Here is a 23,420-nt window from a genome sequence, read left to right on the forward strand (position 1 = left end):
GGTAGCCCATGATCGATCATCTTCGCATACATGTTGTCTGGCCTGACGGCTCGTCGGAAGGCGCGCGCGTCGCTGAAATGATCTCCCGACATTTCGACGGGATCGGAATGGAACGGGACGGCGTGGCTTATCGGGTGCCTGTGCGCTTCGCGAGCGCGCCATGGCGTCCGGGCTTGCCCTTGCCGAGGCCCGTCGACCTATCGCGCGCGGATCACAACGCCGTAGTGCTCCTGCATGACGACTTCATGGATGAACAGGCGTCGGAGTGGGACCAGTTCTTGCAGTCGACACGTGCGGCCATGGAGGCGCGCGGCAACGCTGACGTCTACATTCCGTTCTGTGACTATAGCGGCAGCGCGATCCCCGCTTCAGACAGCGGGCGGAACACCCAGTATGTCTACAGAAAGGGCTGGACTGGGCTGAATGAGATCGCGCGGGACAAGCGTCTCTTACTCCATATCCTGGTCCAGATCCGCCGGCACCTGCGGAAGCTCAGCGCCGATGATCGCGACGAGCCGCTGTTCGTAAGCCACGCCAAAGCGGACGGGGACACCGCGGCCAGGGAAATCGTGGACTATGTTCAGTCACCGGGCCACGACGTGCCGCTTCACACCTTCTACGACGCCATGGAGCTGAATCCGGGCGAGGATTTTAAAGCCCGCTTTGACGCCGAAATCAGCCGGGGAACTCTGATCGCCATCGTTTCGGACGTTTACGATTCCCGGCCCTGGTGCGTGTTTGAGCTGACGACCGCCAAGCGGCACAGGCGGCCCATCGTCTTGGCAGATATCGGGGGGGTGCGGGTCAGTCGAACCTTCCCGTACGGCGCGAATCTCCCCCGGGTTCGTCTTGACGCTGGCGGGCCGGTCGGATCGTGGATCGACCCCCTGCTAGTAGAAGCCATGTCCGAAGGTTTGCGCTGCGACGTCTTCCTCGCTCAGGCTGCGAAGGTTGCGGCGGCCGCATCGGAGGTCTTGGTGATGCCGCGTCCGCCTGAGCTTTTTGATGTGATCGACGCCGAAGTATGCCCAAGAGTGATCCTGTATCCTGATCCCCCGCTGGGAGACATCGAGGCCCGGCTCGTAGTTCGGGCGATGGCCGCGATGCGAAGTGACAGCGAACTGAAAACCTTGGGCGAGTATCGGGCATGAAACTGACCGGATGGAAGGTCGCCCTGTCGATCAGCGATGCGCCCGACCGTGCGCGTCTGGGCTTCCCTGAGCGGGAGGTCGAACGGGCGCTCCTAGCGGTCTGCACCGCGATCATCCGCGAAGGGGGCGAGATCCTCTATGCCGGCGACCTGCAGCCCGAGCACTTCACCTTCAAGATATTCAGGCATCTCGCGGGCGCCTATGCCGGAAGCCGGGAGACAGCGCCCTTCCTGTACGTCATCGCTGAGCCGATCGCCCGGCGGACCCGGTTCGGCGACCTTATCGCAGCACTGAAACTCGCTCGCAGCGTAGCGAGCGTCCGGCTTTCGATCGCAGGCAAGCTGACGTCTGTGCGGTCATCAGGTGATCAGTTGATCGTCGGCGCGGTCGGAGAGGTCCGGCAGACCATATCCAATGAGGCGGAATGGGGCGGCTGGCTGAGGAGCCAGGCTGGGCGGTCTGACACCGAGGCCTACACCGCAGTCCGGCAGGCGATCGCGGCGGAAGCGGATGCCCGGTTGGCGATGGGCGGGAAGATGGGCGTGGTCGGGCTGGCGCAAGACCATTTCGAAGGTCGAATGCCAGGCGTCATTGAAGAGGCGATAATGACTTTGGAGGCGGAAAAGCCGCTGGTTCTGCTCGGAGCTTACGGCGGTGCGACGCGGGACTGTGCCATCGCGCTCAACCTGATGGAGCTTGCTGCCCGTGTCCCGCGTGGGGCGCAGCAGTCGGGGTATGATGACGGGATCGCGCGGATTGCGGCGCTAGGTGATCGGATACCAGCGCCGCTCAGGCCTGATCTTCGAGACATCGCCAACGACGATCGGAGCGAGCCAATGGGGTTCGCGGTCTGCGACCTGTTGACCCGCTGGCGCGCCGCGCTTGCCTAGCCCGCCAACCGGATACGCAGCCGGATTGGCGGGTCTAAACCATGCGCTGACGCGTCGCCGAGAAGCGTTTTGACGACGAATCAAAATTGATTGGGTCATCAAGCGGGATGTTGTCGTGGGCGTCGACCTGAGGCTTGAGCCAGTCAATCAAGCTCTCCGCTTCCGCCAGAGCGTACTTGCGCATGTCACGCGGATTTCGCGCATAATTCAGATTGGCTAGGATATCGGCCGGCACCGCCGGGGCTGCGGCTCCGAAATAGATGAATCGCTCGGACAGCAGCACCCGGTTGACCCGAGTGTCATGCGCCGTGTTCAGCGGGCATTGGGATCCATCTTCAAGGCTGTGAACAGAATCCTCTTGCACCCACGGAGCTGCCGGCTGGTCCCGATGATAGATGTTGTCGCCGACCTGTTTCTTGGCGGACCCGTTCCGCCTGGATTTTCGGGTTTCGAACTCAGCGTCGGCCCAATACTCGTCGAAGGTTATTGACCGCGTGACCTGCATGGCGAATACGCAACGCAACGCAGGGCGCAGTTTCGTGCCCGTCAGACCGACGATCCAGTCTCCATCCTTCGCGCCCGCACGGATCGCCGGCTTGCAGCAAGCGAGACTGCAGATTCCCCCGAACGGGTTCGGCGCGAAGCCCAGGTCATAACTGACAGCGTACAGGTACACGCTGGTCATCAGGCGGCGCACCCCCGCGAGCCGACACGAGTACCCCTTTCGACGCCTGTCGGCGTTTCCTGCGGGTCGCACCGCCCTTCGATGGCACCGATGATGTTCTTGGAATTCCACGCTACGACCGCATCCCCATACTTGTCCAAGGCGGGCGGGATGTCATTTTCTGTGCCGCCATGTTCGTAGACGCCGACGATGCGCTTGCCCAGACGATTGGCCATCTCGATCTCCCAGTTCACCCATGGGCGCTTGTGGGTATTCTTGCCGATGACGACCACGACCGTCGAAGCCCACGACATCTTCATGCGCAAGAGACGCTTGAGCGTCCTCTCGGCGATGAGACCTTTACGAAGCTTCTCAGCATTAGCAGGCTTGGCGCGGATGGAGCTGTTGCGGATCTCCAAAGCGTTCCGGCGGAGCATGTTGGTCAGGCTGGTGACACGAGCATCATCCGCGTGATGATGGCTGATGAACACATGGCGACGCTTAGCCATCGACTTCGTTCCGTTTCAATGCCTTTAGACCGACACCGACCATGTACTACATTTGTTCTTGAATGTGAATTAGCGGACGGGCCAGGCTTTCCAACGTCGCGCGCGGTTCTTCTTGGAGAGGGTCGAACGGAGCGGCTTGGGCAAAAGGACATCATGGCCATCGCCCAAGAAAAGGGCTGCATTCCGGCGTCGAACCAATGACCGCTTTTGGCGCATCGGCGACGTCATGCTGCTGCAAAACCTGACTCAAAGCGGCAGTCCGCGATGTCCGCTGCCAGGTTAAAGGCAACCAAAGTGTGGAGGTCCGGACCTGACTCAACGCTGGAGTTGGGACATTCCGCTCTGCAACTGTGCGTCGTCCAAGGTCGCGGAATACAAGGCGAATTCTATCTGTGTGTTTCATGCTTGGTCCAAACCCAGAGCCGGCGGCTAGCAAGCATCTGTGAGTGAGCCCCGAGGCTGTTCGTCACCGTCAGGTCGGGACGACCGATTTTGACACAGGGTCCGATTAGGATAAGCTTTCTACCTCAGGGGGAACACGTTTGGCCGCGAACACGATTACTCTTCCCGAGGCGCTCGCCCTTCTCGACGGGCCCCACGCCGCCGTCGTCAGTGAGATCGGATCGGCCGGCTACACTCTTTGGCTGGGGTCCGGAATCTCTCGCGGCCGCGTTATCGGACTGAGCGGATCGGACGGCGTGATCGCCAAACTCATCGAGTTCCTCAGAGCGAAGCGGACCGCGGCTGCGGACTGCAAGTTCAATCAGGCGCTGGAAACCTTGTTGACGCTCGCTGAACTCGACGTGGCGCAACGGGCCGCCCTGGATCTCACCGTGCCCGTGAAAGAGTGGCCTGCCGACCAGCTCAAACCGATCGTGGGGCGGCTGTGGAACAAGTATTCGGAGGTCCTCTCGATCGACATCGAGGGCGAGAAGCAGGACTTCCTGCTCTGGACCGGTCTCGATTTCCCCAACACTTTCGCCGACCAGGATCCCGACCTGGAGCATCTGGCGCTGGCCATCCTTGTTCTCGAAGGCGTTGCGCCTCAACTGGCCACCGCCAACTGGGACGGCCTGATCGAGGGCGCCATCGTCGAGCTTGGCTATCCCAAGGAACACCTCGCCATCACCGTCACCGGCGATGATCTGCGCAACGCCGCAGGCGCGGCAGCCAAGCTCTACAAATTCCATGGCTGCGCTCTTCGCGCAATCGAGAGCGAGGCGATCTACCGCCCGCTTTTGATCGCGCGTTCCGGTCAGATCGGGCGGTGGAAATACGAGAACGCTTTCACGATCGTCCGGCAGCAGCTGGGCGCGCTGATCCAGACGACCCGAACCCTGATGATCGGCCTGTCTGGGCAGGACGAAAACATCCGGGACATGTTCCAGAAGGTCGGCGGCGATAAGCCTTGGCCGTGGAAAGAACCGCCCGCCGTCGTGTTCTCGAACGACGCCCTGACTCAGGATCAGAAGGACATCCTGGAAGGGATCTATAGCACCGAAGAGTGGTCGGAGAGCCGAACTGATATCTGCACCTCCTCCTTGATTGAATCCTACGGTCGGCCGCTGTTGCCGGCGATCGTTCTGCACATCCTGACCCAGAAACTGCAGGTGCTGGCGTCCGATGCAGCCGCTCCGAATCTTGGGCCCGACGATCGTGAGAGATTGGACAACGGAATCGTACACCTCCGGGACAAGGCGGCGGAGGCTGGCCAGTCCGATCTCCTGGTGTTGATGCGCCATGTCGCCGCCGCGGTCGCCCGGGTCCGGCACCAGGTTGAAATCGGCGAGAGCCCGGCCGGACGCCTCAAATATTTCCCGATGTCGAGCGACCCGGTGCCCCGGATGAAGGACGCCATCGGGCTGAAGGCGACCGGCCAGCGCGAGGCTGCGACGGCGCTCGGCGTCATCGGCGACATCGCCAGCACCGGCGACTGGACGATCGACCTAGACAATCCGGAGAAGACCACGAGTGGTGCGCTGCGCATCGGGACTGACGGGGCAGCGGCTCGCGTCTTCTTCGCGGCGAACGACCACGTCATCAACGGCTTGTTGGAGGCCGGTGCGTTCAACGAGTCCGATCCGGACGTGGTGGTCGTCAGCGCGGCTCCGTTGAGGACACGGCAGACCCGGTCGCCAAGCGGCGTCTATCGCAACGCCAAGCCGCAGGCGCGCTTCATCGAGTTCGGTCCGATGCTGGCCAAGGCCGCCAATACCGACGATCTGGTGCGCTCGTTCCGTTGGGAGGCCGCGCTATGAGTACGACGGAAGACGTTGTCCGCATCCTCAAGGAAGACGGCGGCTACAAGGAGTTGCCCAAGCCTCTGCGTGTGGGCTCCCAAGACTTCGATTTCACCCATGCTTTGGTCGCCGGCGAGCGCGCCAATGACCTTGTCGTCGTCATGGAGGTGCGGAGCGACAAGAGGGATGAAGATCTCATCCGGCGTGTTCTCGGCCTTACGCGTGCCCTGGATGTCCTGCAGTCCAAACGCCCCGTCACCGCCGTTTTGACCTCGGGTCAGACCACCCCCGAGACCTTGAGGACGTTGAGCCAAGTCTGTCGGGTGCTCCCGATCGGATCCCAGATCGGCAAGGATGCGGATCGTGCCGTGCGTGACTGGCTCTCGGTCCTGTTGCCGCTCGAAGGCCCCTCCAGCGCGGAGGCTGTTCTCGTCTGGGAAGCGGACCTGACGAAGGCTCTTGCAGAGCAAGAGGACCAGGAACTGGTCGCCCAGTTGATCCAAGCCAGCTACACAAATGCCGAGGCCGTCGAACTGGCTTTTGCAGCGAGCATCAGGGCCGCTGTTCTGCCCGTGCTCGACGAAGAGAGCGCCGCATGACGCCCCGTCTCAAGAATCTCGTTCTCAATGACTTCAGAAGCCTGAAAGGGCCTGTTGTCGTTCCCCTCGACGCCCAGGTGGTGCTCGTCCATGGCTCCAACGGCATGGGCAAGACCAGTGTCCTGACCGGCATCGAACTGGGACTTACCGGCCAGATTTCCCACCTGGCCGAGGCGGGTAAGCCTTACCAGTCTCATATGGCGCACGTCGACGTTGGTCATGGATCCATCGAGCTCCAGACGACGGCGGCGCTCGACGGCGGGCGAACCTCTGGAAGCGTGACGTTTGGTGAGACTTTCACCGCCGCGCCCCTCCTAGATCCCGAACAGGCCAAGTTCTTCGCCAATCGCTGCTACCTGCCTCAGACCGCGCTCAGCAGGCTGCTTGAGCTCTACGATGACCAGTCGACCGGATCGTCATCCCGGCTGACCCAGTTCGTGAATGAGCTGCTGGGGCTCGATCCCCTGGACGCCCTGATCGATGGCCTGATGTCGGCTCACAATGTCACGCGTATCAGAAACGTCGTGCCCGAGTATCGCCGCTTCGAGGGCTTGGTGAACGGTGTGAACCAAGACATCGACGCGATCCGCAAGAACGCCGAACTCGCCGAGACGAACTGGAAGGAGCGCCGTTCGGCGCTGGACGACCTTCTAAATGAGGTCGACCCGCTGCTCGAGCTGCCCGAAGACTTGGAGGAACGTCGCGGTTTCGAGATGGATTCCGGACTCGAGGAAGCCGAACTCGGTCTGGTGGGGCGGCTGCAGGCCAATCTTGACCGCGTGCGACAGGCCTGGGCCCAGCGCGGAGAGGGCGATCCCGCCGCGCGACGCGCAGAGCTCGAACAAACGTTGGACGCGACGTCGAAAAGGCTGGCCGAATGGCAGACGACCGACGGCGCGCGGTTCGCAGACATCGAAACCCTGCTCGCGCCCATCCTTCCCGACCTGCCGCCCTTTGCCACCGACCCAATGAAGGCGCGCGATCAGGCGGAAACCCGGGCGCGCGCCGAGACAGTGAGATGCCAGGCCCTGCTGACGCTCGCGAAAACGGCCGCGGACACACTGACTGCCGTGAAGGCGACCATTCAGCGCGCCAATGTGCGGATCGCTGAAATCGACGCTGAACTCGCCAAGAGCGCGGCCGACGCCCAGTCTCTCGCCAAGGCGCTGGCATCCGTCGCGCCGCATGTTCATGACGAGACATGCCCGGTCTGCGCACGCGATTTCCAGGAAGAGAAAAAGGGCTCGCTTTCAGCGTTCATCGCGAGCCGGATCGCTGATCTGACAAGCGAAGCGAGCCGTCTTCAGTCGCTGGCGACTGAGCGCGCGGCGGAGTCCAAGCGCCTGGCCGAGGCCCAGCGCCAGCAGCTCAGCTCCGAACGCGAACTGCTTCCAGAGCAGGAGCGAGCTGACCTGGCGAGCCGGATCCCCAAACTGAACGGCGCCCTGGTCGATCTGGCGGCCATGACAGTCAATGCTCGCGTGGGGGCGAGCATCATGAATGATTTGGCCTCCGCGCGCTCCCGGTTGAATGCGATGAACCGGATTCAGGATGACACGGCGTCCGCAGTCGCCGGGGCGGATCAGATCGTGCGGGACATCACTTCGACTGAACTCGCGGCCTACCCGACCGTGGCGGAGGCGTTCGAGGTGGCGGCGTCCACCCTATCGCAGCGCGCCGAACAGGCCGAGGCGGACTTGAGCGCGCGTAGCCGGGCACGATCGCTCCTGAGCATGGAGGTAGAGGCGGCCGCGAGGCTCAAGCGTCTGCGCGCCGAGTTGGCGGTTCAGGAAGCCAAGGCCGTCCGGATCGCAGCGGCGTCCCAGACCGCCAACGCCAGGCGCTTGACGAGCAGAGCTGTGGCCGATGCTGCGGACAAGATCCGATCGTCTCTGGTGACGACGGTCTTCAACACCTCTCTGAACAACAGATGGCGCGACCTGTTTGTGCGGCTGGCCCCAACCGAAAACTTCGTGCCCGCCTTCGAACTGAAGACCGTCAAAGGCAAGACCGAGGCGCATCTGAAGACGCTCCACCGATCTGGTGTCGGCTACGGTAACCCGGGGGCAATGCTCAGCCAGGGAAACCTGAACACGGCGGCCCTGACCCTTTTCCTAGCCTTGCATTTGTCCGTGCCCGCCAAACAGCCGTGGCTCATTCTCGACGATCCTGTGCAGTCGATGGACGATGTCCACATCGCTCAGTTCGCCGCCTTGCTCCGGACCCTGTCCAAACGCCTTGGCCGCCAGATCGTGATCGCCGTGCATGAGCGCGCCCTGTTTGACTATCTGGCTCTGGAGCTCAGTCCAGCCTTTTCGGGCGATAGTCTGCTCACGGTGGAGATCACCCGCGGTCCCGATGGAATGAGTTCGGCCGATCCGAAGGGTTTCGGCTTTGAAACCGATCAGGCGATCGCCGCCTGAGGACGTTGGCATCACGGCTGGGTCGATTGATCGACGCGTTTCGCCATTCGGCGCTTGTCCGCGCCCTCTATCGTCTGGTTCGCCATTTCAGAGGAGCGAAGGTCCGCGTGCCGAAACCGATCACTGAATACGAAACCTATACGTTGGAAGATCCGGATCGTCCCGGTGTGGAGATCCTGGTGGCTGAGGTCCCCGACGGACTATCCACCACCCATGAGGCCAGGCATCAGTACGACGACAGGTCGGTCGCAGTGCCTCACGGCATGGGTTCGATCTGGTTCACCGTGATCGGCCCAAGGCAAGTCGTTATGGCCCACGCCACTTTCGGCGGCGACCAAGGCAAGGTCCAGTGCTGCACGATCGAGGTTGAACCGGCTTTCCGTAAGCAGGGACTGGCGACTCTCCTGTATCTGCTGGCGAGCGACACCTTCGCTGCGCCTGTCATTCCGTCGGACAATCGGACAGCCCACGCCATTGCCTTTTGGAATGGCCGCACCGAGATTTCGGCCTGACACCGGATCCCGCGCCTCATAGGAGATCGAATGACTGAAACGCCGCCGCCACTGCCCGAAGGGTTGCGGTCCACCGGGGGCGATCTCGGCGTGGCCGGCTTCAAGGCGCTGCGCGCGTGATCATCGAGTTTGAGCGGTTCGTTCAGCTCTTAGCAGACAAAACACCGAGGAAAGAAAAAGGTGTCTGCTTCACGCACCGGAGCCAATGTCCGCTTCTGGCGCTTAGCTGGCTCGCCCCGTGGCCCACCGTCGGCATCAATCAGCCAGCCATCGACACTGGGAGCTCTGGCAGGGCACCTGCCGATGAGGCCCGGTCAGGACGATCCGGCAAAAAATCTCTCCTGACGCATGGTCCAGTGTACAAACTTCGCCGCCAGTCCCTTCAGGGCTGCTCGCAGCGAACGTTGATATGTTCAGTCTAAGGAGATGGCTTGAGGACGGGCGGCCCGGAACTGGGGCCACGCCTGCAGAAGCACCTTGATCGCCGACCGGAAGAAGAGGAGGGCGATCACGCCGCCGACCAGGATGTCAGGCCAGCCGGCGCTGAACAGATGCACGCCTCCGGCGGCGACGATGACGCCGGTATTGGCGATCACGTCGTTGCGCGAACACTCGAAGGTGCTGGACAGGTTCACGTCCCGGTTCCGGTGGCGATAGAGCAGCGCCAGGCAGACGAGATTGGCGACGAGGGCGATCACCCCGAACAGGCCCATAGTTTCAGCGGTCGGAGTGACGTCGCCCGCCACCTTGCGGACGACCTCCACGAAGACCCAGACGCCGAAGGCGGCGATGACGCCCGCCTTGACCAAGGCGGCGCCAGCGCGCCACCGCAGACTCCGGTTCAGGGCGTAGAGGCTCAGGCCGTAGACCAAGGCGTCGCCGAGCATGTCGATCGAATCAGCCATCAGGGCGGTGGACTGCGCGACGAGGCCGGCGCCGAATTCGGCGAAGAACATGACCACGTTGATCGCCAGAACCAGGATCAGGACACGACGCACGTCGGCATGGGCGCCGAGGGCGGCGATCTCGTCCCCTTTGGCCGAACAGCAGTCGTCACCCGCCAAATGGGCAGTCGGTGCCGGTTCAGTCTCGTTGGTCGAGCCGCAGGCGGTCGGTCCAGAACAACAGTACTGGGCGTCTGTGGGGGCGGGAGAGGGTGGCCGGCTCGAGCAGACGGCCTTCTCCGGCGCATCGGAAGAGGGCTTTGCGGAGGATGGGCAGCAGTCGGACATGAGGAACCAGGGTTGCGAATAGGGTTCGCCGACCGATATGCGACCTATAGCGGGTATAGGTTCAAGGGCATGGCCGAGAATTTCTCCATTGGCGATCTGGGGCGGCGCACGGGGTGCAAGGTGGTCACCATCCGTTATTATGAGCGGATCGGCGTCCTCGAGGCACCCCGTCGTGGCGAAGGCGGTCATCGCATCTATGGCCAGGACCATCTGGACCGGCTCGCCTTTGTGCGGCGCGCGCGAGATCTCGGCTTCTCCCTGGATGCTGTCCGAAGCCTGTTGAGCCTGTCAGGAGGGCCCACCTCTGCCCCTTGCGGGGCGGCCGACGCCGTCGCCATGGAGCATCTTGCAGAGGTGCGCGCCAAGATCATGGACCTGCGTCGGCTGGAGGACACCCTCGTCTCTGTCCTGGATCGCTGCGGCCGGACGACCGTCGAGGACTGTCGGGTGCTGGACGCCCTACGTGAGACGCCTCAGCCAGAGGACGCCGTCTCGGCGCCTTGAGCATGACCTGAGGGACCGGAGGCCTCGCTTGGGCGCGAAGCGCCGGCGTCGCCGTGAGCCGCGCCGGGCGGGCCGTGATAGTGGCGTAAAGGATTCAGGTCGTCGCGCACGGCGTAGAGAAAGCCGGAGCCTCCAAGCCAGAGCAGGCTGAACAGAAGGGTCAGGGCTAGGCCCGGACGGGCGCGTGGAGCGAGCCGCAGACCGGCCAGGGCAAGGAGGGGAAGGCCGACGCCTATACCACGTGCACCGGCCATCCGAGCGTGCTGAAGCAGAAGATGGCGAAGGTGAGAACAGCGCCGGCGCTCACCAAGCTCGCCGTCAGGACAGCGAGCCCGTCAAGAAGCGGGTTCGGCCGGGGCGGCGGAGGGCGTCTGCCGCGACGCTTGCCGGGCCGGCCTTCCTTCCATCGAACGGTGCGCGCCATGTCAGGCGCCGCTCTCCGGCGCAGGCTGAGTTTCGCGTCGCGCCAGCCAGAGGCGCATTCGAAGGATTTCCGTGTCGCGCGCCCGGATGAGGTCCTGGGCCAGCCCACGAGCGTCCTTGTCGGAGCCGTGCTGCAACTGGATCCGGGCCAGGGCGATCTCGCCCTCATGATGAGCGATCATGGCGCGCATGAAGTCGACGTCGGCGTCGCCGGTCCAGCGAATGTCAGTGGCCTGGTGAAGACGTTCATTGGCCTCCTTGAAAGAGCGGGTCGAGGCCGCGTCTCCCAGGGCGTCGGCATGGCCGGCGTGCTCGTCGATCGGCTGGACGGCCGCAGCCGCCGGACGATCGGGCGGGGATTGACGCGACATCATGCCGAACAGAAAGGCTGCAGCCGCCAGGAAGGCTGCGATGAGGGTGAGCCAGCTAAGGCGTTTCATGGGCTTTATCCCGGATAGGATGCGGGCGCCTGGCGATCGCGGTAGGCGAGCAGGCGCAGGGCGTTGAACACCACTAAGAGGGTGGAGCCTTCGTGCAGGGCGACGGCCGGGCCGATGCCGAGACCGAGGATGGTGGCTGGCACGAGGAAGGCGACCACGCCGAGGCTGACGAACAGGTTCTGGCGGATGACGGTTCGGGTGCGACGGCTCAGGCCGACCGTGAAGGGAAGATTGGACAGATCATCGGCCATGAGGGCCACGTCGGCGGTTTCCAGAGCGACGTCGGAGCCCGCCGCGCCCATGGCCACGCCGACCGTGGCCGTGGCCATGGCGGGGGCGTCGTTGACCCCGTCGCCGACCATGGCGACCTTGGTCTCGGCGCGGAGGCGCTTGATCGCCTCGACCTTGTCGTCCGGCATGAGGTCGCCCCAGGCCTCCGTCAGGCCGACCTGGCCGGCGATGGCTTCGGCCGCCTTCTGGTGGTCGCCCGAGATCATGATCATGCGCCGGACGCCCAGGGCTCTCAGTCTTGTCAGGGCGTCGCGCGCGGCCGCACGCGGCGTGTCCAGCAGGCCGATCACGCCGAGATCGCGTTCGCCCTGGCGCACCACCATCAGGGTGCGGCCCTGGGCGCGGAGGCGATCGACCGCCTCGGTCGCCTGGACGCTCAGAACCGGCACGCCGTCCGATCCGAACATCTCGGGCTTGCCGATCTGGACCGTGACGCCCTCGAGCTCGGCGGCGACGCCCTTGCCGGTCAGGCTCTGCAGGCTTGAAGCGGCAGGGACGGCGGCGCCGTCGAGACGCGCCGCGCCGTCCCGGGCGATGGCTTCAGCCAAGGGGTGATCGCTGAGCCGTTCCACGGCGACCGCCACCGTCAGCAGGGCGCGTTCGTCGGCGCCGTCGACGGGGATGACGTCGGTGATCCGCGGGCGGCCTTCCGTCAGGGTACCGGTCTTGTCGAAGGCGATAGCGTCGACGGCGCCGAGGCTCTCAAGCGGCGCGCCGCCCTTGATCAGGACGCCGGCGCGAGCGGCGCGGGCGACGCCCGACAGGACGGCGCTCGGCGTGGCGATAGCCAGGGCGCAGGGGCTGGCGGCCACCAGGACCGCCATGGCGCGGTAGAAGCTGTCGCGGAAGGGTTCGTCGACCACCACCCAGGCGAAGAGCAGGATGAAGGCCAGGCCCAGGACGAGAGGGACGAAGACGCGCTCGAACCGGTCGGTGAACCTTTGTGTGGGCGACTTCTGGGTCTCCGCCTCGCTGACCATGCGCACGACCTTGGCCAAGGTGGTGTCGCTGGACTTGCGGGTGGTCTCGATCTCGATGGCGCCGGCGCCGTTGATCGTCCCGGCGAAAACGGCGGATGCGGCGAGGATGGAGGCGGGGCGGGCCCGGGCCTCGGCGAGATCATCGACCGGCTGCTTGTCGACCGGCATGCTCTCCCCAGTGACGGGGGCCTGATTGATGCTGGTGGCCCCCTTGATGACGAAGCCGTCGGCGGGCAGGCGTTCATTGGGCCTGACCACCACCACCTCGCCGACTTCAAGCGCCTCGACCGGTATCTCGATCACCTCGCCGTCACGCCGCACCCTGGCGGTGCGCGGGGCGAGTTCCGCCAAGGCCTCGATGGCGCGCTTGGCCCGGCCCATGGCGTAGTGCTCCAGGGCGTGGCCGAGGCTGAAGAGAAAGAGGAGCAGGGCGCCTTCCGCCCAGGCGCCGAGCGCCGCCGCCCCCGCCGCCGCCACCAGCATCAGGGTGTCGATCTCGAAGCGCTTGCGCCTGAGGTTGTCGATCGCTTCGCGCACGGTGAAGAAGCCGCCCAGGCCGTAAGCGCTGAGGAAGAGCGCGAGCGGGATCCAGCCCGGCAGGCCCGACGCCAGTTTTTCCAGGGCGAAGCCGAGGCCCAGGGTGCCGCCGGCGGCAAGGGCGAAGATCAGTTCGGTGTTGGCGCCGAAAATCCCTCCGTGGGCGTGATCATGGTCGGCGTGATCCTCCTTCCCGGGATCGTGGTCGTGGCCGGCGTGGTCGTCTGCGGCGTGTTCAGCCCTGGCCGGGAAGGGCTGGGGGGAGAAGGTCAGGCCGTGGCCGGCGAGCGTCTTGATCAGCTGGTCGCGGGTGATCCGGTTCTGGTCGAACTCGACGCGGACCGCGCCGGCGGCGTCGAGGCCGACCTCAAGGAGGCCGGGCTCCGCCTTGAGGTCGGCCTCGAGCGAACGGGCGTGCCGCGCATGGCGCACGCCTTGGGTCCAGCCGACCAGGTGGCCGAAGCGACGGCTGATCTCGACCCCGGCCTGGAGCGCCTTGCGGCGCACCTCGTCCGGCGACAGGAGTTTGGCGTCGTAGTGCAGGCAGAGCTGGGGCCCGGTCGGGGATTCCGCGACGTGGATCTGGGACAGGCCGGGCGCGCCGGTCAGGCGTTTGACGAGGCGCTCGACGCAGGCGTCCAAGGCGTCGGGCGCTTCGGGGAGAAGGACCGGTATGTCGAGTCTGACGGTGCTAGGCATGCTTGAACTCCTCGGATGCGGAAGAGGGGGCTGAAGGCTAGGGGGCGCGTGACTCGGCCTGGACGTCGCGCTCGTGCGAAGCGAGGCGAACGGCGGCGCCCGCAAGGAAGGCGAGGGCCGCAAGAAGCGCCGCGAGAGAGGTCACAAGACGCTGGCGTTCCATGCTCCGTCTCAGGGCAGTTGGAAGATGACGCTGAACCAGCCGAACTGTTGCAGGCCTTCCAGCAATTCGAACAGGGGCAGGGCGAGAAGAAAGACGAGGCCGTCTCTCAGGGTGCGAAGGAAGAAGGCGGGTCGGACGGTGAGTTCCGCCTCATCGCGCCACAGACGGAGATCCGGAAGGAAACGCGGCGTCCGGAGGCGGTACCGTTCATAGGTCGCGCCAAAGGCGCCGGCGAGGAAGCGCTCCTCCCTTTCGACGACCGCCCGGAAGACCCCCCAGCAGGCCAGGGCGAACACAAGGCCGATGGTCAGGCTGCCCGACATGGCGCCGACGCCGAAGGCGCCGATGAAGCTGAAGACGTAGAGCGGATTGCGACAGAGGGAATAGGGGCCGTTCGAGACGATCTCCTGTTTCTTGCGACCGCCGATGTAGAGGGAGCACCAGGCGCGGCCAAAGATGCAGATCATGATGGCGATAAGGCCGAGGTGTTCGACGGGGTGTTCAAATTCGGGGCGGGCCCTGACCAGGGGCGTCCATGCCAGGAGAGCGAAAAGGCCCGCCAGGATGAAGAGCTTGCGCCATTTCTGGACGCCCTGGATGTCGATCGGGACGGCGGTGCCGTCACGCCCGTGTTGTTCGGGAAGATTCACGAGATTGCTCCTTCAACTGCGACGCTGCGTGCGTCGCGGAGGATGTCCATTCCGCCCTTGAAGGCGATGCCGGCGACGATCAGGCCTACCGCCAGATCCGGCCAGGCCTGATCCATGACCATGACCAGTCCGCCGGCGACGAGGATGCCCCCGTTCGAGGCGAAGTCATTGAAGCTGAAGGTTCGCGCCGCCCGCAGGTTGACGTCGTCGCCGTCTTGACGCCTGAGCAAGGCGAGGCAGATCAGGTTCACGGCCGCCGCGATGACGGCCAGGCCCATCATGGTCCAGCCGACCGGTTCGGTCCCGACGATCCAGCGCCGTCCGACGTCCAGCAGGACGCCGGCGGCGAAGATCAGCAGCATGATCCCCGACAACCGGGCGGCGCGGGTTTTCCAGATCATCGCCCGACCGACGGCCAGGAAGCTGATCAGATAGACCGCGGCGTCGGAGCCGTTGTCGAGCGCGTTGGCGAGGAGGGCGCTGGAGTCGGCGAACAGGCCGCCGACTCCGAGACCCACGAACAGGAGGACGTTGAGCGCCAGCACGACGAGAAGCGTGCGACGTTGAAGCATCTCCTGTTCCTGGGATCCGCCCATCAGTCCTCGATCCCTTCTGCCTTGCGATGACGGACCGCCTTGGCGGCGAAGGTCGGCAGGACCAGCAGCGTCAGGGCCGTGGCCGTCAGAAGGCCGCCGATGACCACGGTGGCCAAGGGTTTCTGGACGTCAGCGCCGGCTCCCGAAGCGATCGCCATGGGAATGAAGCCGACGATGGCCACCAGGGCTGTGGTCAGGACCGCGCGCAGGCGGCTGAAGGCGCCGAAGAGGGCGGCGTCGTGCGGGTTCTGTCCCGTCTGAAGCCGCTCTCGAATGGCCTGCATCAGCACCAGACCGTTCAGGGTCGCGACGCCCGACACGGCGATAAAGCCGACCGCCGCCGAGACCGAGAAGGGCATGCCCCTGAGCAGGAGGGCGAGCGCCCCGCCGACCAGCGCCAGAGGCACGCAGGCGAACACCAGCCCTGCCTCCGCGAAGGATCCCAGGGCCATAAACAGCAGGATGCCGATCAGGACGAAGACCACAGGGATGACTAGGCCCAGCCGCTGTTCGGCCCGCTTCAGGTTCTCGAACTGCCCGCCCCATTTGAGCGAATAGCCGGTCGGAAGCTTGACCTGGGCGCCGACCCTGTCTTGGGCGTCCCCGACGAAGCCGCCCAGATCGCGGCCGCGCACATTGGCCTGGACCACCATGCGGCGGCTGCCGTCGTTGCGACTGATCTGGTTCTGACCCTCGGCCACCTGGATGCGGGCGACCGAGGACAGGGGCACCGTCAGGCCGGTCGAGGTCGTGACCGGCAGGGCGGCGAGGGCGGCGGGATCGTTCCGCTGGGCGTCGTCCAGACGGACCACGACGTCGAAACGGCGGTCGCCCTCGAAGATCTGCCCCGCCTCGGCGCCGCCGACAGCGGCCGAGACCGCTTCCGACACGTCCGCAGCCGCCAGGCCGTAGTTGGCCGCCGCGAAGCGGTCGACGCTGACCGTCAGGGTCGGCAGACCTGACGCCTGCTCCACGCGAACGTCCGCCGCGCCCGGTGTGGCGCGCAGCGCGTTGGCCACTTGGTCGGCCGTCGCCTGGAGCTGGGCGAAGTCGTCGCCATAGACCATGACGGCCAGATCGGTGCGGACCCCCGAGATCAGCTCGTTGAAGCGCAGCTCGATCGGCTGGCTGAACTCGAAGCTGTTGCCCAGCTGGGTCGAGGCGGCCTTTTCGATGCGGGCGATCAACTCCTCCTTCGGCAGTTTCGGATCAGGCCATTCCTTGCGGTTCTTCAGCACGATGACGGCGTCGGAGATGTTCGCCGGCATGGGGTCGACCGCCGCCTCCGCGGTCCCCGTTCGGGAGAACATGGTCTTGACCTCGGGTTGGGCCTTGATGACACGCTCCAGCGCCATCTGCATGGCTAGGGATTGCTCCAGCGAGGCCGAGGGCACGCGCAGGGCCTGCATGGCGATGTCGCCTTCGTCCAGGGTCGGGATGAACTCCCGGCCGAGCGTGGTGAAGGCGACGCCGCCGATCACGAGGGCGCCGACTGCGGCGGCGAGGACCACCTTGGGGCGATCGACGGCCGCACGGATGGCCGGTTCGATCCAGCGGCGCGCGTGGCGCAGCAGGAAGGTTTCATGCTCCAGGGCTTCTCCCTTGTCATCGACATGGACGGTCTTGGGTTCGCGCACGAGCAGGGCCGTCATGGCCGGGACGAAGGTGAAGGAGAAGATGAAGGCGCCGACCAGGGCCAGCATGACCGTGGCGCCCATGGGGATGAAGGTCTTGCCCTCGACCCCTTCCAGCATCAGCAGGGGGGTGAAGACCAGCAGGATGATCAGCTGGCCGAAGGCGGCGGGCTTGACCATCTGGCGCGCGGCGCTGGCGGCGACGCCCAGACGTTCGTGGCGGGTCAGGGCGCGGCCCACATCCGCTCGGCGCTGGCTGAGCATGAGCAGGGTGTTCTCGACCACCACCACGGCGCCGTCGACCAGCAGGCCGAAATCGAGGGCGCCGAGGCTCATCAGGTTTCCGCTGATGCCAAAACGGTTCATGCCGATGACCGCGAACAGGAAGCTGATCGGGATCATCAGGGCCGTGATCGTCGCGGCGCGGATGTTCCCCAGCAGCAGGAACAGCACGACGATGACCAGCAGCGCCCCTTCGGTCAGGTTCTTGGCCACCGTCTTGATGGTGGAGTTGACCAGGGCGCTGCGGTTCAGCACGGGTTCGGCCACGATGTCGGGCGGCAGGCTGGCGCCCACCTCCTGGAGCCGGTCCGCAGCCGACTGGGCCACGGTGCGGCTGTTTTCGCCCGCCAGCATCAGGGCCGTGCCGATGACCGCCTCATGGCCGTCGCGGCTGGCCCCGCCCAGACGCGGCGCCTGGCCGATCTCGACCACGGCCACGTCGGCGACGCGGACGACCAGGCCGTTGCGGTTGACCACGGGGGCCTGGGCCAGATCTTCGATGGTCTGGGCCAGGGCGTCGGTGCGGACGGTCAAGGCTTCGCCCGCCCGTTGCACATAGCCGGCCCCCGCCTGGTTGTTGGCACGGTCCAGGGCCTGGATCAGGTCGTTGAGGCCCAGGCCGTAGCCGGCCAGGCGCGCGGGGTCAGGACGGACAGCGTATTCCTTCACATACCCGCCGTTGACGTCCACGCCCGCCAGGCCCTTGGCCGTGCGCATGCGCGGCGCGATGATCCAGTCCTGCACGGTGCGAAGATAGGTCGCCCTCGCCTGGGGGGTCGCCAGCCGCTCGCCGTCGGGCGTCAGATAGGCCCCGTCGGGCTGCCAGCCGGGCTGGCCGACCCGCGCCTTTTTGGCGTCGAAAGGCTTGAAGTCGACCGTCCACATCAGGACCTCGCCCAGACCCGTAGTGATCGGGGCCAGACCGGGCTCGACGCCCTCGGGCAGGTTTTCGCGGGCTTGGGCCATCCGTTCGGCCACCTGCTGACGGGCGAAATAGATGTCGGTCTGGTCGGTGAAGATGACCGTCACCTGGCTGAAACCGTTGCGGGTCAGGGAGCGGGTTGATTGCAGGCCGGGAATGCCGGCCATGGCCGTTTCCAGCGGATAGGTGACCTGGCGCTCCATCTGTTCAGGGGCCAGGGCCGGGGCCACGGTGTTGATCTGCACCTGGCGGTTGGTGATGTCGGGCACGGCGTCGATCGGCAGCTTGGTGAGCTGGAACAGGCCCCAGGCCGCGACCAGCGTCGTGGCGAGGACGATGAACCAGCGGAAGCGGACGGACGCCTCGATAATGGCTTTGAACATTGTCGCTCCCCCTAGTGGCCGTGCTCGGCTTCGCCCTTGGCCAGTTCGGCCTTGAGCAGGAAGGCGTTGGTCGAGGCGACGCGTTCGGCTCCGGTCAGGCCGCGCAGGATCTCGGTGGAGCCCCCGGCCTGACGGCCCGCGAGGACGGGCTGTGCGCGGAAGCCGTGATCATTCTGGACGAAGACCACGGTGGCGCCGTCGACTGTCTGCACCGCTTCGGACGGCACGGTCAGGGCGTCGCCGGCAGGATTTCCGGTGACCACGGCGCCGGTGACGGGCGAACCCGCCGGCGGCAGGCCGCCGCCGTCCGGACGGGCGCGGATCACGGTCGCGCCGCTATCCTGCAAGCCGGCGTCGGCCGCGACCCCGACCACCAGGGCGTCGAACTCGCCCTGTGGGCCGGTGACGCGCATGTGTGAGCCGACACGGACCTGGGCCGCCAGTTGCGGCGGGGCGTTGAAGACGAGTTCGACGCGGGCCGGATTGGTCACCTCGGCGACCACGCCGCCCTGGGCCACGAAGCCGCCCGGGCCCACCTGGACGTTGGTGACAACGCCCGAGATGGGGCTGACCACGCTCATCCGGCCCGAGGCGTTGGGCGAGCCGGCGGCCGTCGCCCGCGCCCGCGCGGCGCGGGCCATGGCCTCAGCGCTGGCGGCCTGGGCCTGGGAGGCCTCGACCTCCTGACGGGCGACAACGCCCTGGTCGGCCAGGTTGCGGTTGCGCTGGAAGGCCTGGCGGGCCGCCGTCGCCGCCGCCGAGGCGGCGTCGATATCGGCGCGCAGGGCGGCGCCTTCGCCGCTGACGAGGCTGACCAGGGGCTGGCCGGCGCGAACCGCCTGGCCCGGCGCCACCAGCACGCGCTCGACCGTGCCGCCGACCATGGCGCCGACGGCGGCGCGCGCGTCCGTCATGGCCTCGACCCGGCCGGACAGGCGCGTCTCGCCGCCGCCGCCGCGGGACACCGCCACGACGGAGATGCCGGCCGCCTTGAGCTGTTCGGCGCTGAGCTCGACCACGCCTTCCGGGGTCTCGCCTTCGTCGGCGTGGCCCGCTTCGCCCTCGGCCTGGTCCGCGGCCTTCGGCGGAGCGGCTTTTTCCGCCTGCGTCGCCGTCGGCTTCTGCAGGGTCATATAGAGCCCCCCGCCGCCCAGAAGGACCAGGGCGGCGACGCCGCCGATCAACAGGGTCTTGTTGGATGTCTTGAGGCGCATCAGGAGTTTCCTTGGAACGGGGCGCGGCCTTCCAGGCGCGCCAGATCGATTTCGGCGCGGACGCGCGAGAGGCGAGCGTCGACGGCGGCGGAGCGTGCGTTGATCAGGGCGGTGCGGCTGACGCGCAGTTCGAGCTGGGAGATGCGTCCGGCGTCTGCGCCGAGCCGCGACAGGCGGTAGGCTTCTTCGGCCGCCTTCACCCCTGCGTCGGCCGCCGAGACACGGCTGCCTGAGGAGGCGAGGCGGGCCGTCGCGGCCGACCGGTCTGCATTGGCGTCCTGCCGCGCCTGGAGGACGCGGGCCTCGGCGGCGCGGAACTCGGCTCGGGCCGCATCAATATTGCCGCGGTTCCTATTAAACAGGGGCAGGGGTAGGCTGAGGCCGACAGTCAAGGCGGTCTCGTCCTCCAAGCCGTACCGGGTCACGCCGACGCTGGCGGTGACGTCTGGTCGGCCGTTGATGCGCTCGACCTCGATGCGGCGCTCGGCGGCCGTGGCCTCGGACTCCGCGACACGGACCGTCGGGGCGCTGTCGACCGGAGTCGGTTGGACGCTGACTGCGGCGTCGAGCAGGCTGGCCTCGATCGAGGTGGCCGGAGCGGGCAGCATGGCGACAGCAGTCAGTCGGGCTAGGGCGGCCTGGCGTTCGGCCTGGGCTTCGTCCAGGCGGGCCCGGGCGGCGGCGGCTTCGCTCTCGGCCTGGACCCCGCGCAGGAGAGGCTCGCGTCCTTCCTCGACAAGGGCCAGGGCGGCGCGCGCGTCCGCCAGTGCCAGGGAAAGACCTTCCTCGGCCAGTTGGGTCCGGCGCTGGGCGGCTTCGGCCTCGGCGTAGGTCAGGGCCAGTCGGCCGCCAGCGTCAATGAGGGTCAGGTCGCGACGAAGAGCCGCTGATCCTGCTTCGGCCCGGGCGACGTTCACTCGCGCCGGCCTGCGCCCCCACAGTTCGAGATCCTGGCTGAAGGAGAGGCTGAGATCAGCCGCGCCGAAACCAGAGTAGGGACCCGAGCCGCCGACATTCTCGGCGGTGAGGGAAAGATTGGGATTGGGCCGAACGCGGGCCTGTCGAACACGGGCCTCGGCGGCGTCGACCAGGGCGACCGCTTCGGATGCGGCCGGCGTCTGGTCCAGGCGGGCCAGGAGTTCGGCATAGGCGGGCGCAGGCTCGGCCCAGGCCGGCCCGGCCGCAAGGGCGGCGAGCACGACCAGCGCGCAGCCGGCCGCGAGGCGCGGCCGACGACGAATTGTCGGAGACATGTTTGGACTTCCAGAATTGATTCAGAAGGAGGGCGCGCGAAGGCGCAGGCTTCTGATCAGGCTCTGGGAGGGCGCTTGAGGCCGTTGGGGGCGAAGGACACGGTCGTGTCGTCGCCGGGGATCAAGCGCGGGGCAGGCGCATGCGGCGCCGTCACGTCGACTTCGGGGATGGCGTGACGCTCGCTGGCCGTATGGTGGCAATGGCCGTGTGCGCAGGCCCCAGGTTCGGCGCCCTGGCCGTCATGCGTATCGCCGGGATGAGCATCGAGCACCTGCTCGAGAGCGGGGATCTCGGGGGCGCAGGCTGCGGCATCGGTCGCCGGAATCACGGCGAAGACGGCGATGACCAAGGTCAGCGCCGCAAAAATTCTCGCCAATCTGATTATCGACCGAGACATCAGGGCGTAGCTAACGGTGTCAGGCAACCATGGCAATCTGTTATAAGGTTCGCTTTGGAGCCGACTTATCTTGTTCGATACCTACGCATGAACAACCTCAGGCTGGGTAAGGCCCCAGCACAGCCCGTTCCAGTCTTCAACCGCGCTGACATCCAAATCCAGACGGCTTGGCTGTGCCTTAAGCCCTGGTCGGATCATCCGCAGATCATTTCTGGCAGCGGTTATTAACGATGCTAGGACGCCAATCCCTGACAGGCGAGTGCGTCCGCTACCTTATTTACGGAAGTATCAACCTTCTCTTGTTGGTGCAGCTTTGAACGTGATCCGAAGCCCAGCCGCTTTCCATAGAGTAACGACTGTAGCGAATGGTGGACTTCGCTTGCCGGAGAGGAGTCCTATAACTCTCTGTGACGTCAACCCTGCTGCTTTCGCTACATCCCCCAGCAACCCAAACTCCTCTAAGTCCTCGATAAAACACAGCAGTGCGGCGCTTGGACCTTCTGAGGCAAGGGCTGCGTTCATTCGCGCGGCCATGTGAAGCTGAACGTCGTGAACCGGCGTCATTACAGGTTCTTATATGCTTCGGTGTCGATATCCTCATGCCACTCGCTGAAAGCTGCAAAAGGATCACCTCCGCGTGGTTGATGTGCAGGTTGCGAACTGGCGCGTCTAGGAACGCTGTTCTGATCGGCTTTTGAAACCCCTTCAGTCTCGGATGCCGTTGAGGCCCGGCGCCCGGTCGTTGCCTTGCTTCGACCCGCCATCGTTACATCCCTAGGGGAAACGCTCCGCCTATTGGCGATCATGACGACTTTGGTAGCAAACTGCCGTGCGGCCTCGGAGATCGACTCGTTCATGAATTTCCCCGTGCTCGCGGCCTGCGAAGCCAACGCCAGAAATGCAGCATCCAACGCCTGGCTATTGCGAAACGCATCGCCCCCCAAATGGCGCATCAGCGAGTACTGGAATCCTGCAATCTCGAAATACATACCGAATATCCGTCCGCGCCCTGGATCCGTACGCAAATAGCCTAGTGGTAGTTGGGGCGGCGGCATGGGAGGACCTCCGCTGGCGAGGTTACTAACTATGACGTCATGATGCTGGCCAGTGATTTGGCTGAGCGCCTCGATCCGTTCAGCTAGCTCGGGCGATGGCGTGAATTGTATGGCGGCCACATCGATCGGGATGGCCAACCATGTTGGGGATGGTGCGACTAGCTCGACTGCGGCGCGCATCGAGACTAGGTCCGCAACGTACTGGGGCAGCGAGATACCCTCATTACGCGCCATTGCAGACAATTCACCACAGGCCGAATTGGCCACTGACGTGCCCCTGAGTTTTCATCCAGCGGCGACCAGAGTCCTTGGGTTAGTTACGCCTCGCAGCGTGGGATGAGCAACAGGCCGGACCGCGCAGCTTTCATCCTGCGCAGCGGGTCGGCCTGTTGCGGTCAGACTGGCGGCAAAAGCCTCCGGGGTGAGGTAGCCGATTGATGAGTGCGGCCGGCGGGTGTTGTAGTCCAGCGCCCAGGCAGCGACCTTCTGGCGGGCGTGGTCGAGGCTAAAGAACAAGCTTTCGTTCAAAAGTTCGTCGCGCATCCGCCCGTTGAAGGATTCCACAAACCCGTTCTGGGTCGGCTTGCCCGGCGCGATGTAGTGCCAGTCGACGCCATGATCCTGCGCCCAGGCCAGTATGGCGGTGGACGTGAACTCCGTGCCGTTGTCGCTGACGATCATGGCAGGGCGGCCCCGCCGAGCGATCAGCGCGGTCAGCTCACGCGCGACGCGGCGTCCCGAGATCGAGGTGTCGGGGATCGCCGCCAGGCACTCGC

The 23,420-nt window shown here is 65.6% G+C and carries 20 protein-coding genes; 7 read left to right on the forward strand and 13 right to left on the reverse strand.

Translation table 11 applies throughout. From position 1 onward, the window contains the following. Positions 1 to 8 precede the first annotated feature (8 nt). Positions 9 to 1,151 carry a toll/interleukin-1 receptor domain-containing protein gene (locus FM111_RS09740; protein ID WP_082891451.1) on the forward strand — a complete coding sequence of 381 codons (1,143 nt, stop codon included), beginning with the start codon at positions 9 to 11 and terminating at the stop codon, positions 1,149 to 1,151. Then, on the forward strand, positions 1,148 to 2,041 hold the full coding sequence (locus FM111_RS09745) for a hypothetical protein (RefSeq protein ID WP_025977031.1): 894 nt from the start codon (positions 1,148 to 1,150) through the stop codon (positions 2,039 to 2,041). The genes FM111_RS09740 and FM111_RS09745 overlap by 4 nt, the downstream gene beginning before the upstream one ends. Before the next feature lie 34 nt (positions 2,042 to 2,075). Here the strand turns inward: FM111_RS09745 and FM111_RS09750 are convergent, their stop codons facing one another. Beyond that, positions 2,076 to 2,726 carry an Nmad2 family putative nucleotide modification protein gene (locus FM111_RS09750; RefSeq protein WP_025977030.1) on the reverse strand — a complete coding sequence of 217 codons (651 nt, stop codon included), beginning with the start codon at positions 2,724 to 2,726 and terminating at the stop codon, positions 2,076 to 2,078. Then, positions 2,726 to 3,214 (reverse strand): TIR domain-containing protein, encoded by a 489-nt coding sequence (locus tag FM111_RS09755; RefSeq protein ID WP_025977029.1) that lies wholly within the window; start codon positions 3,212 to 3,214, stop codon positions 2,726 to 2,728. Before FM111_RS09755 ends, FM111_RS09750 begins: the two co-directional genes overlap by 1 nt. Before the next feature lie 542 nt (positions 3,215 to 3,756). On the opposite strand from FM111_RS09755, the gene FM111_RS09760 reads away from it, so the two are divergent. The 4 genes from FM111_RS09760 to FM111_RS09775 are packed head-to-tail and all read left to right on the forward strand — an operon-like array spanning position 3,757 to position 8,988. Further along, on the forward strand, positions 3,757 to 5,472 hold the full coding sequence (locus FM111_RS09760; protein ID WP_025977028.1) for an SIR2 family protein: 1,716 nt from the start codon (positions 3,757 to 3,759) through the stop codon (positions 5,470 to 5,472). After that, positions 5,469 to 6,053 carry a hypothetical protein gene (locus FM111_RS09765; protein WP_025977027.1) on the forward strand — a complete coding sequence of 195 codons (585 nt, stop codon included), beginning with the start codon at positions 5,469 to 5,471 and terminating at the stop codon, positions 6,051 to 6,053. The genes FM111_RS09760 and FM111_RS09765 overlap by 4 nt, the downstream gene beginning before the upstream one ends. Beyond that, positions 6,050 to 8,476, forward strand: coding sequence for an AAA family ATPase (locus FM111_RS09770; protein WP_087140747.1), 2,427 nt, complete (start codon positions 6,050 to 6,052; stop codon positions 8,474 to 8,476). The genes FM111_RS09765 and FM111_RS09770 overlap by 4 nt, the downstream gene beginning before the upstream one ends. 26 nt (positions 8,477 to 8,502) lie before the next feature. After that, positions 8,503 to 8,988 carry a hypothetical protein gene (locus FM111_RS09775; RefSeq protein WP_143276086.1) on the forward strand — a complete coding sequence of 162 codons (486 nt, stop codon included), beginning with the start codon at positions 8,503 to 8,505 and terminating at the stop codon, positions 8,986 to 8,988. A gap of 413 nt (positions 8,989 to 9,401) precedes the next feature. On the opposite strand, the gene FM111_RS09780 is transcribed toward FM111_RS09775, so the two are convergent. Further along, a complete protein-coding gene (locus tag FM111_RS09780; RefSeq protein ID WP_025977024.1) occupies positions 9,402 to 10,052 on the reverse strand; it encodes a cation transporter in 651 nt (216 codons plus the stop codon). Positions 10,053 to 10,289: 237 nt separating this feature from the next. Here FM111_RS09780 and FM111_RS09785 point away from each other — a divergent pair, with 237 nt between their 5' ends. Next, on the forward strand, positions 10,290 to 10,724 hold the full coding sequence (locus tag FM111_RS09785; RefSeq protein WP_025977023.1) for a MerR family transcriptional regulator: 435 nt from the start codon (positions 10,290 to 10,292) through the stop codon (positions 10,722 to 10,724). 425 nt (positions 10,725 to 11,149) lie between these two features. Here FM111_RS09785 and FM111_RS09790 read toward each other — a convergent pair whose 3' ends face one another. From FM111_RS09790 to FM111_RS09830, 10 genes are all read right to left on the reverse strand, one after another. After that, entirely contained in the window at positions 11,150 to 11,587 is a 438-nt protein-coding gene (locus FM111_RS09790) for a DUF305 domain-containing protein (RefSeq protein WP_025977022.1), read from the reverse strand. 5 nt (positions 11,588 to 11,592) lie between these two features. Next, the gene (locus tag FM111_RS09795) at positions 11,593 to 14,094 is read right to left on the reverse strand and encodes a heavy metal translocating P-type ATPase (protein WP_025977021.1); all 2,502 of its coding nucleotides are present in this window, start codon (positions 14,092 to 14,094) and stop codon (positions 11,593 to 11,595) included. 171 nt (positions 14,095 to 14,265) lie between these two features. After that, a complete protein-coding gene (locus FM111_RS09800) occupies positions 14,266 to 14,907 on the reverse strand; it encodes a methyltransferase family protein (RefSeq protein ID WP_025977020.1) in 642 nt (213 codons plus the stop codon). Continuing rightward, the gene (locus FM111_RS09805) at positions 14,904 to 15,479 is read right to left on the reverse strand and encodes a cation transporter (RefSeq protein WP_234288684.1); all 576 of its coding nucleotides are present in this window, start codon (positions 15,477 to 15,479) and stop codon (positions 14,904 to 14,906) included. Before FM111_RS09805 ends, FM111_RS09800 begins: the two co-directional genes overlap by 4 nt. A gap of 23 nt (positions 15,480 to 15,502) precedes the next feature. Next, the gene (locus FM111_RS09810) at positions 15,503 to 18,724 is read right to left on the reverse strand and encodes an efflux RND transporter permease subunit (RefSeq protein WP_025977018.1); all 3,222 of its coding nucleotides are present in this window, start codon (positions 18,722 to 18,724) and stop codon (positions 15,503 to 15,505) included. An 11-nt stretch (positions 18,725 to 18,735) separates the two neighbouring features. Next, entirely contained in the window at positions 18,736 to 19,938 is a 1,203-nt protein-coding gene (locus tag FM111_RS09815; protein WP_025977017.1) for an efflux RND transporter periplasmic adaptor subunit, read from the reverse strand. Next, complete coding sequence (locus FM111_RS09820) at positions 19,938 to 21,191, reverse strand: TolC family protein (protein ID WP_025977016.1); 1,254 nt, start codon at positions 21,189 to 21,191, stop codon at positions 19,938 to 19,940. The genes FM111_RS09815 and FM111_RS09820 overlap by 1 nt, the downstream gene beginning before the upstream one ends. A 56-nt stretch (positions 21,192 to 21,247) precedes the next feature. Further along, on the reverse strand, positions 21,248 to 21,568 hold the full coding sequence (locus FM111_RS09825) for a hypothetical protein (protein WP_143276087.1): 321 nt from the start codon (positions 21,566 to 21,568) through the stop codon (positions 21,248 to 21,250). A 584-nt stretch (positions 21,569 to 22,152) separates the two neighbouring features. Next, positions 22,153 to 22,911, reverse strand: coding sequence for a hypothetical protein (locus FM111_RS16380; protein WP_179205073.1), 759 nt, complete (start codon positions 22,909 to 22,911; stop codon positions 22,153 to 22,155). Positions 22,912 to 22,929: 18 nt separating this feature from the next. Next, positions 22,930 to 23,420, reverse strand: a 491-nt coding sequence (locus tag FM111_RS09830) for an integrase core domain-containing protein (RefSeq protein ID WP_143276089.1), incomplete at its 5' end; no start/stop codon positions are given.

The organism is Brevundimonas diminuta 3F5N, from assembly GCF_900163625.1.
Classification (GTDB): domain Bacteria; phylum Pseudomonadota; class Alphaproteobacteria; order Caulobacterales; family Caulobacteraceae; genus Brevundimonas; species Brevundimonas diminuta_A.

Coding starts and splice junctions, on each gene's coding strand:
- FM111_RS09740 (WP_082891451.1), top strand. CDS start 9: ATGATCGATCATCTTCGCATACATGTTGTCTGGCCTGACGGCTCGTCG.
- FM111_RS09745 (WP_025977031.1), top strand. CDS start 1,148: ATGAAACTGACCGGATGGAAGGTCGCCCTGTCGATCAGCGATGCGCCC.
- FM111_RS09750 (WP_025977030.1), bottom strand. CDS start 2,726: ATGACCAGCGTGTACCTGTACGCTGTCAGTTATGACCTGGGCTTCGCG.
- FM111_RS09755 (WP_025977029.1), bottom strand. CDS start 3,214: ATGGCTAAGCGTCGCCATGTGTTCATCAGCCATCATCACGCGGATGAT.
- FM111_RS09765 (WP_025977027.1), top strand. CDS start 5,469: ATGAGTACGACGGAAGACGTTGTCCGCATCCTCAAGGAAGACGGCGGC.
- FM111_RS09770 (WP_087140747.1), top strand. CDS start 6,050: ATGACGCCCCGTCTCAAGAATCTCGTTCTCAATGACTTCAGAAGCCTG.
- FM111_RS09785 (WP_025977023.1), top strand. CDS start 10,290: ATGGCCGAGAATTTCTCCATTGGCGATCTGGGGCGGCGCACGGGGTGC.
- FM111_RS09790 (WP_025977022.1), bottom strand. CDS start 11,587: ATGAAACGCCTTAGCTGGCTCACCCTCATCGCAGCCTTCCTGGCGGCT.
- FM111_RS09795 (WP_025977021.1), bottom strand. CDS start 14,094: ATGCCTAGCACCGTCAGACTCGACATACCGGTCCTTCTCCCCGAAGCG.
- FM111_RS09805 (WP_234288684.1), bottom strand. CDS start 15,479: ATGCTTCAACGTCGCACGCTTCTCGTCGTGCTGGCGCTCAACGTCCTC.
- FM111_RS09810 (WP_025977018.1), bottom strand. CDS start 18,724: ATGTTCAAAGCCATTATCGAGGCGTCCGTCCGCTTCCGCTGGTTCATC.
- FM111_RS09815 (WP_025977017.1), bottom strand. CDS start 19,938: ATGCGCCTCAAGACATCCAACAAGACCCTGTTGATCGGCGGCGTCGCC.
- FM111_RS09820 (WP_025977016.1), bottom strand. CDS start 21,191: ATGTCTCCGACAATTCGTCGTCGGCCGCGCCTCGCGGCCGGCTGCGCG.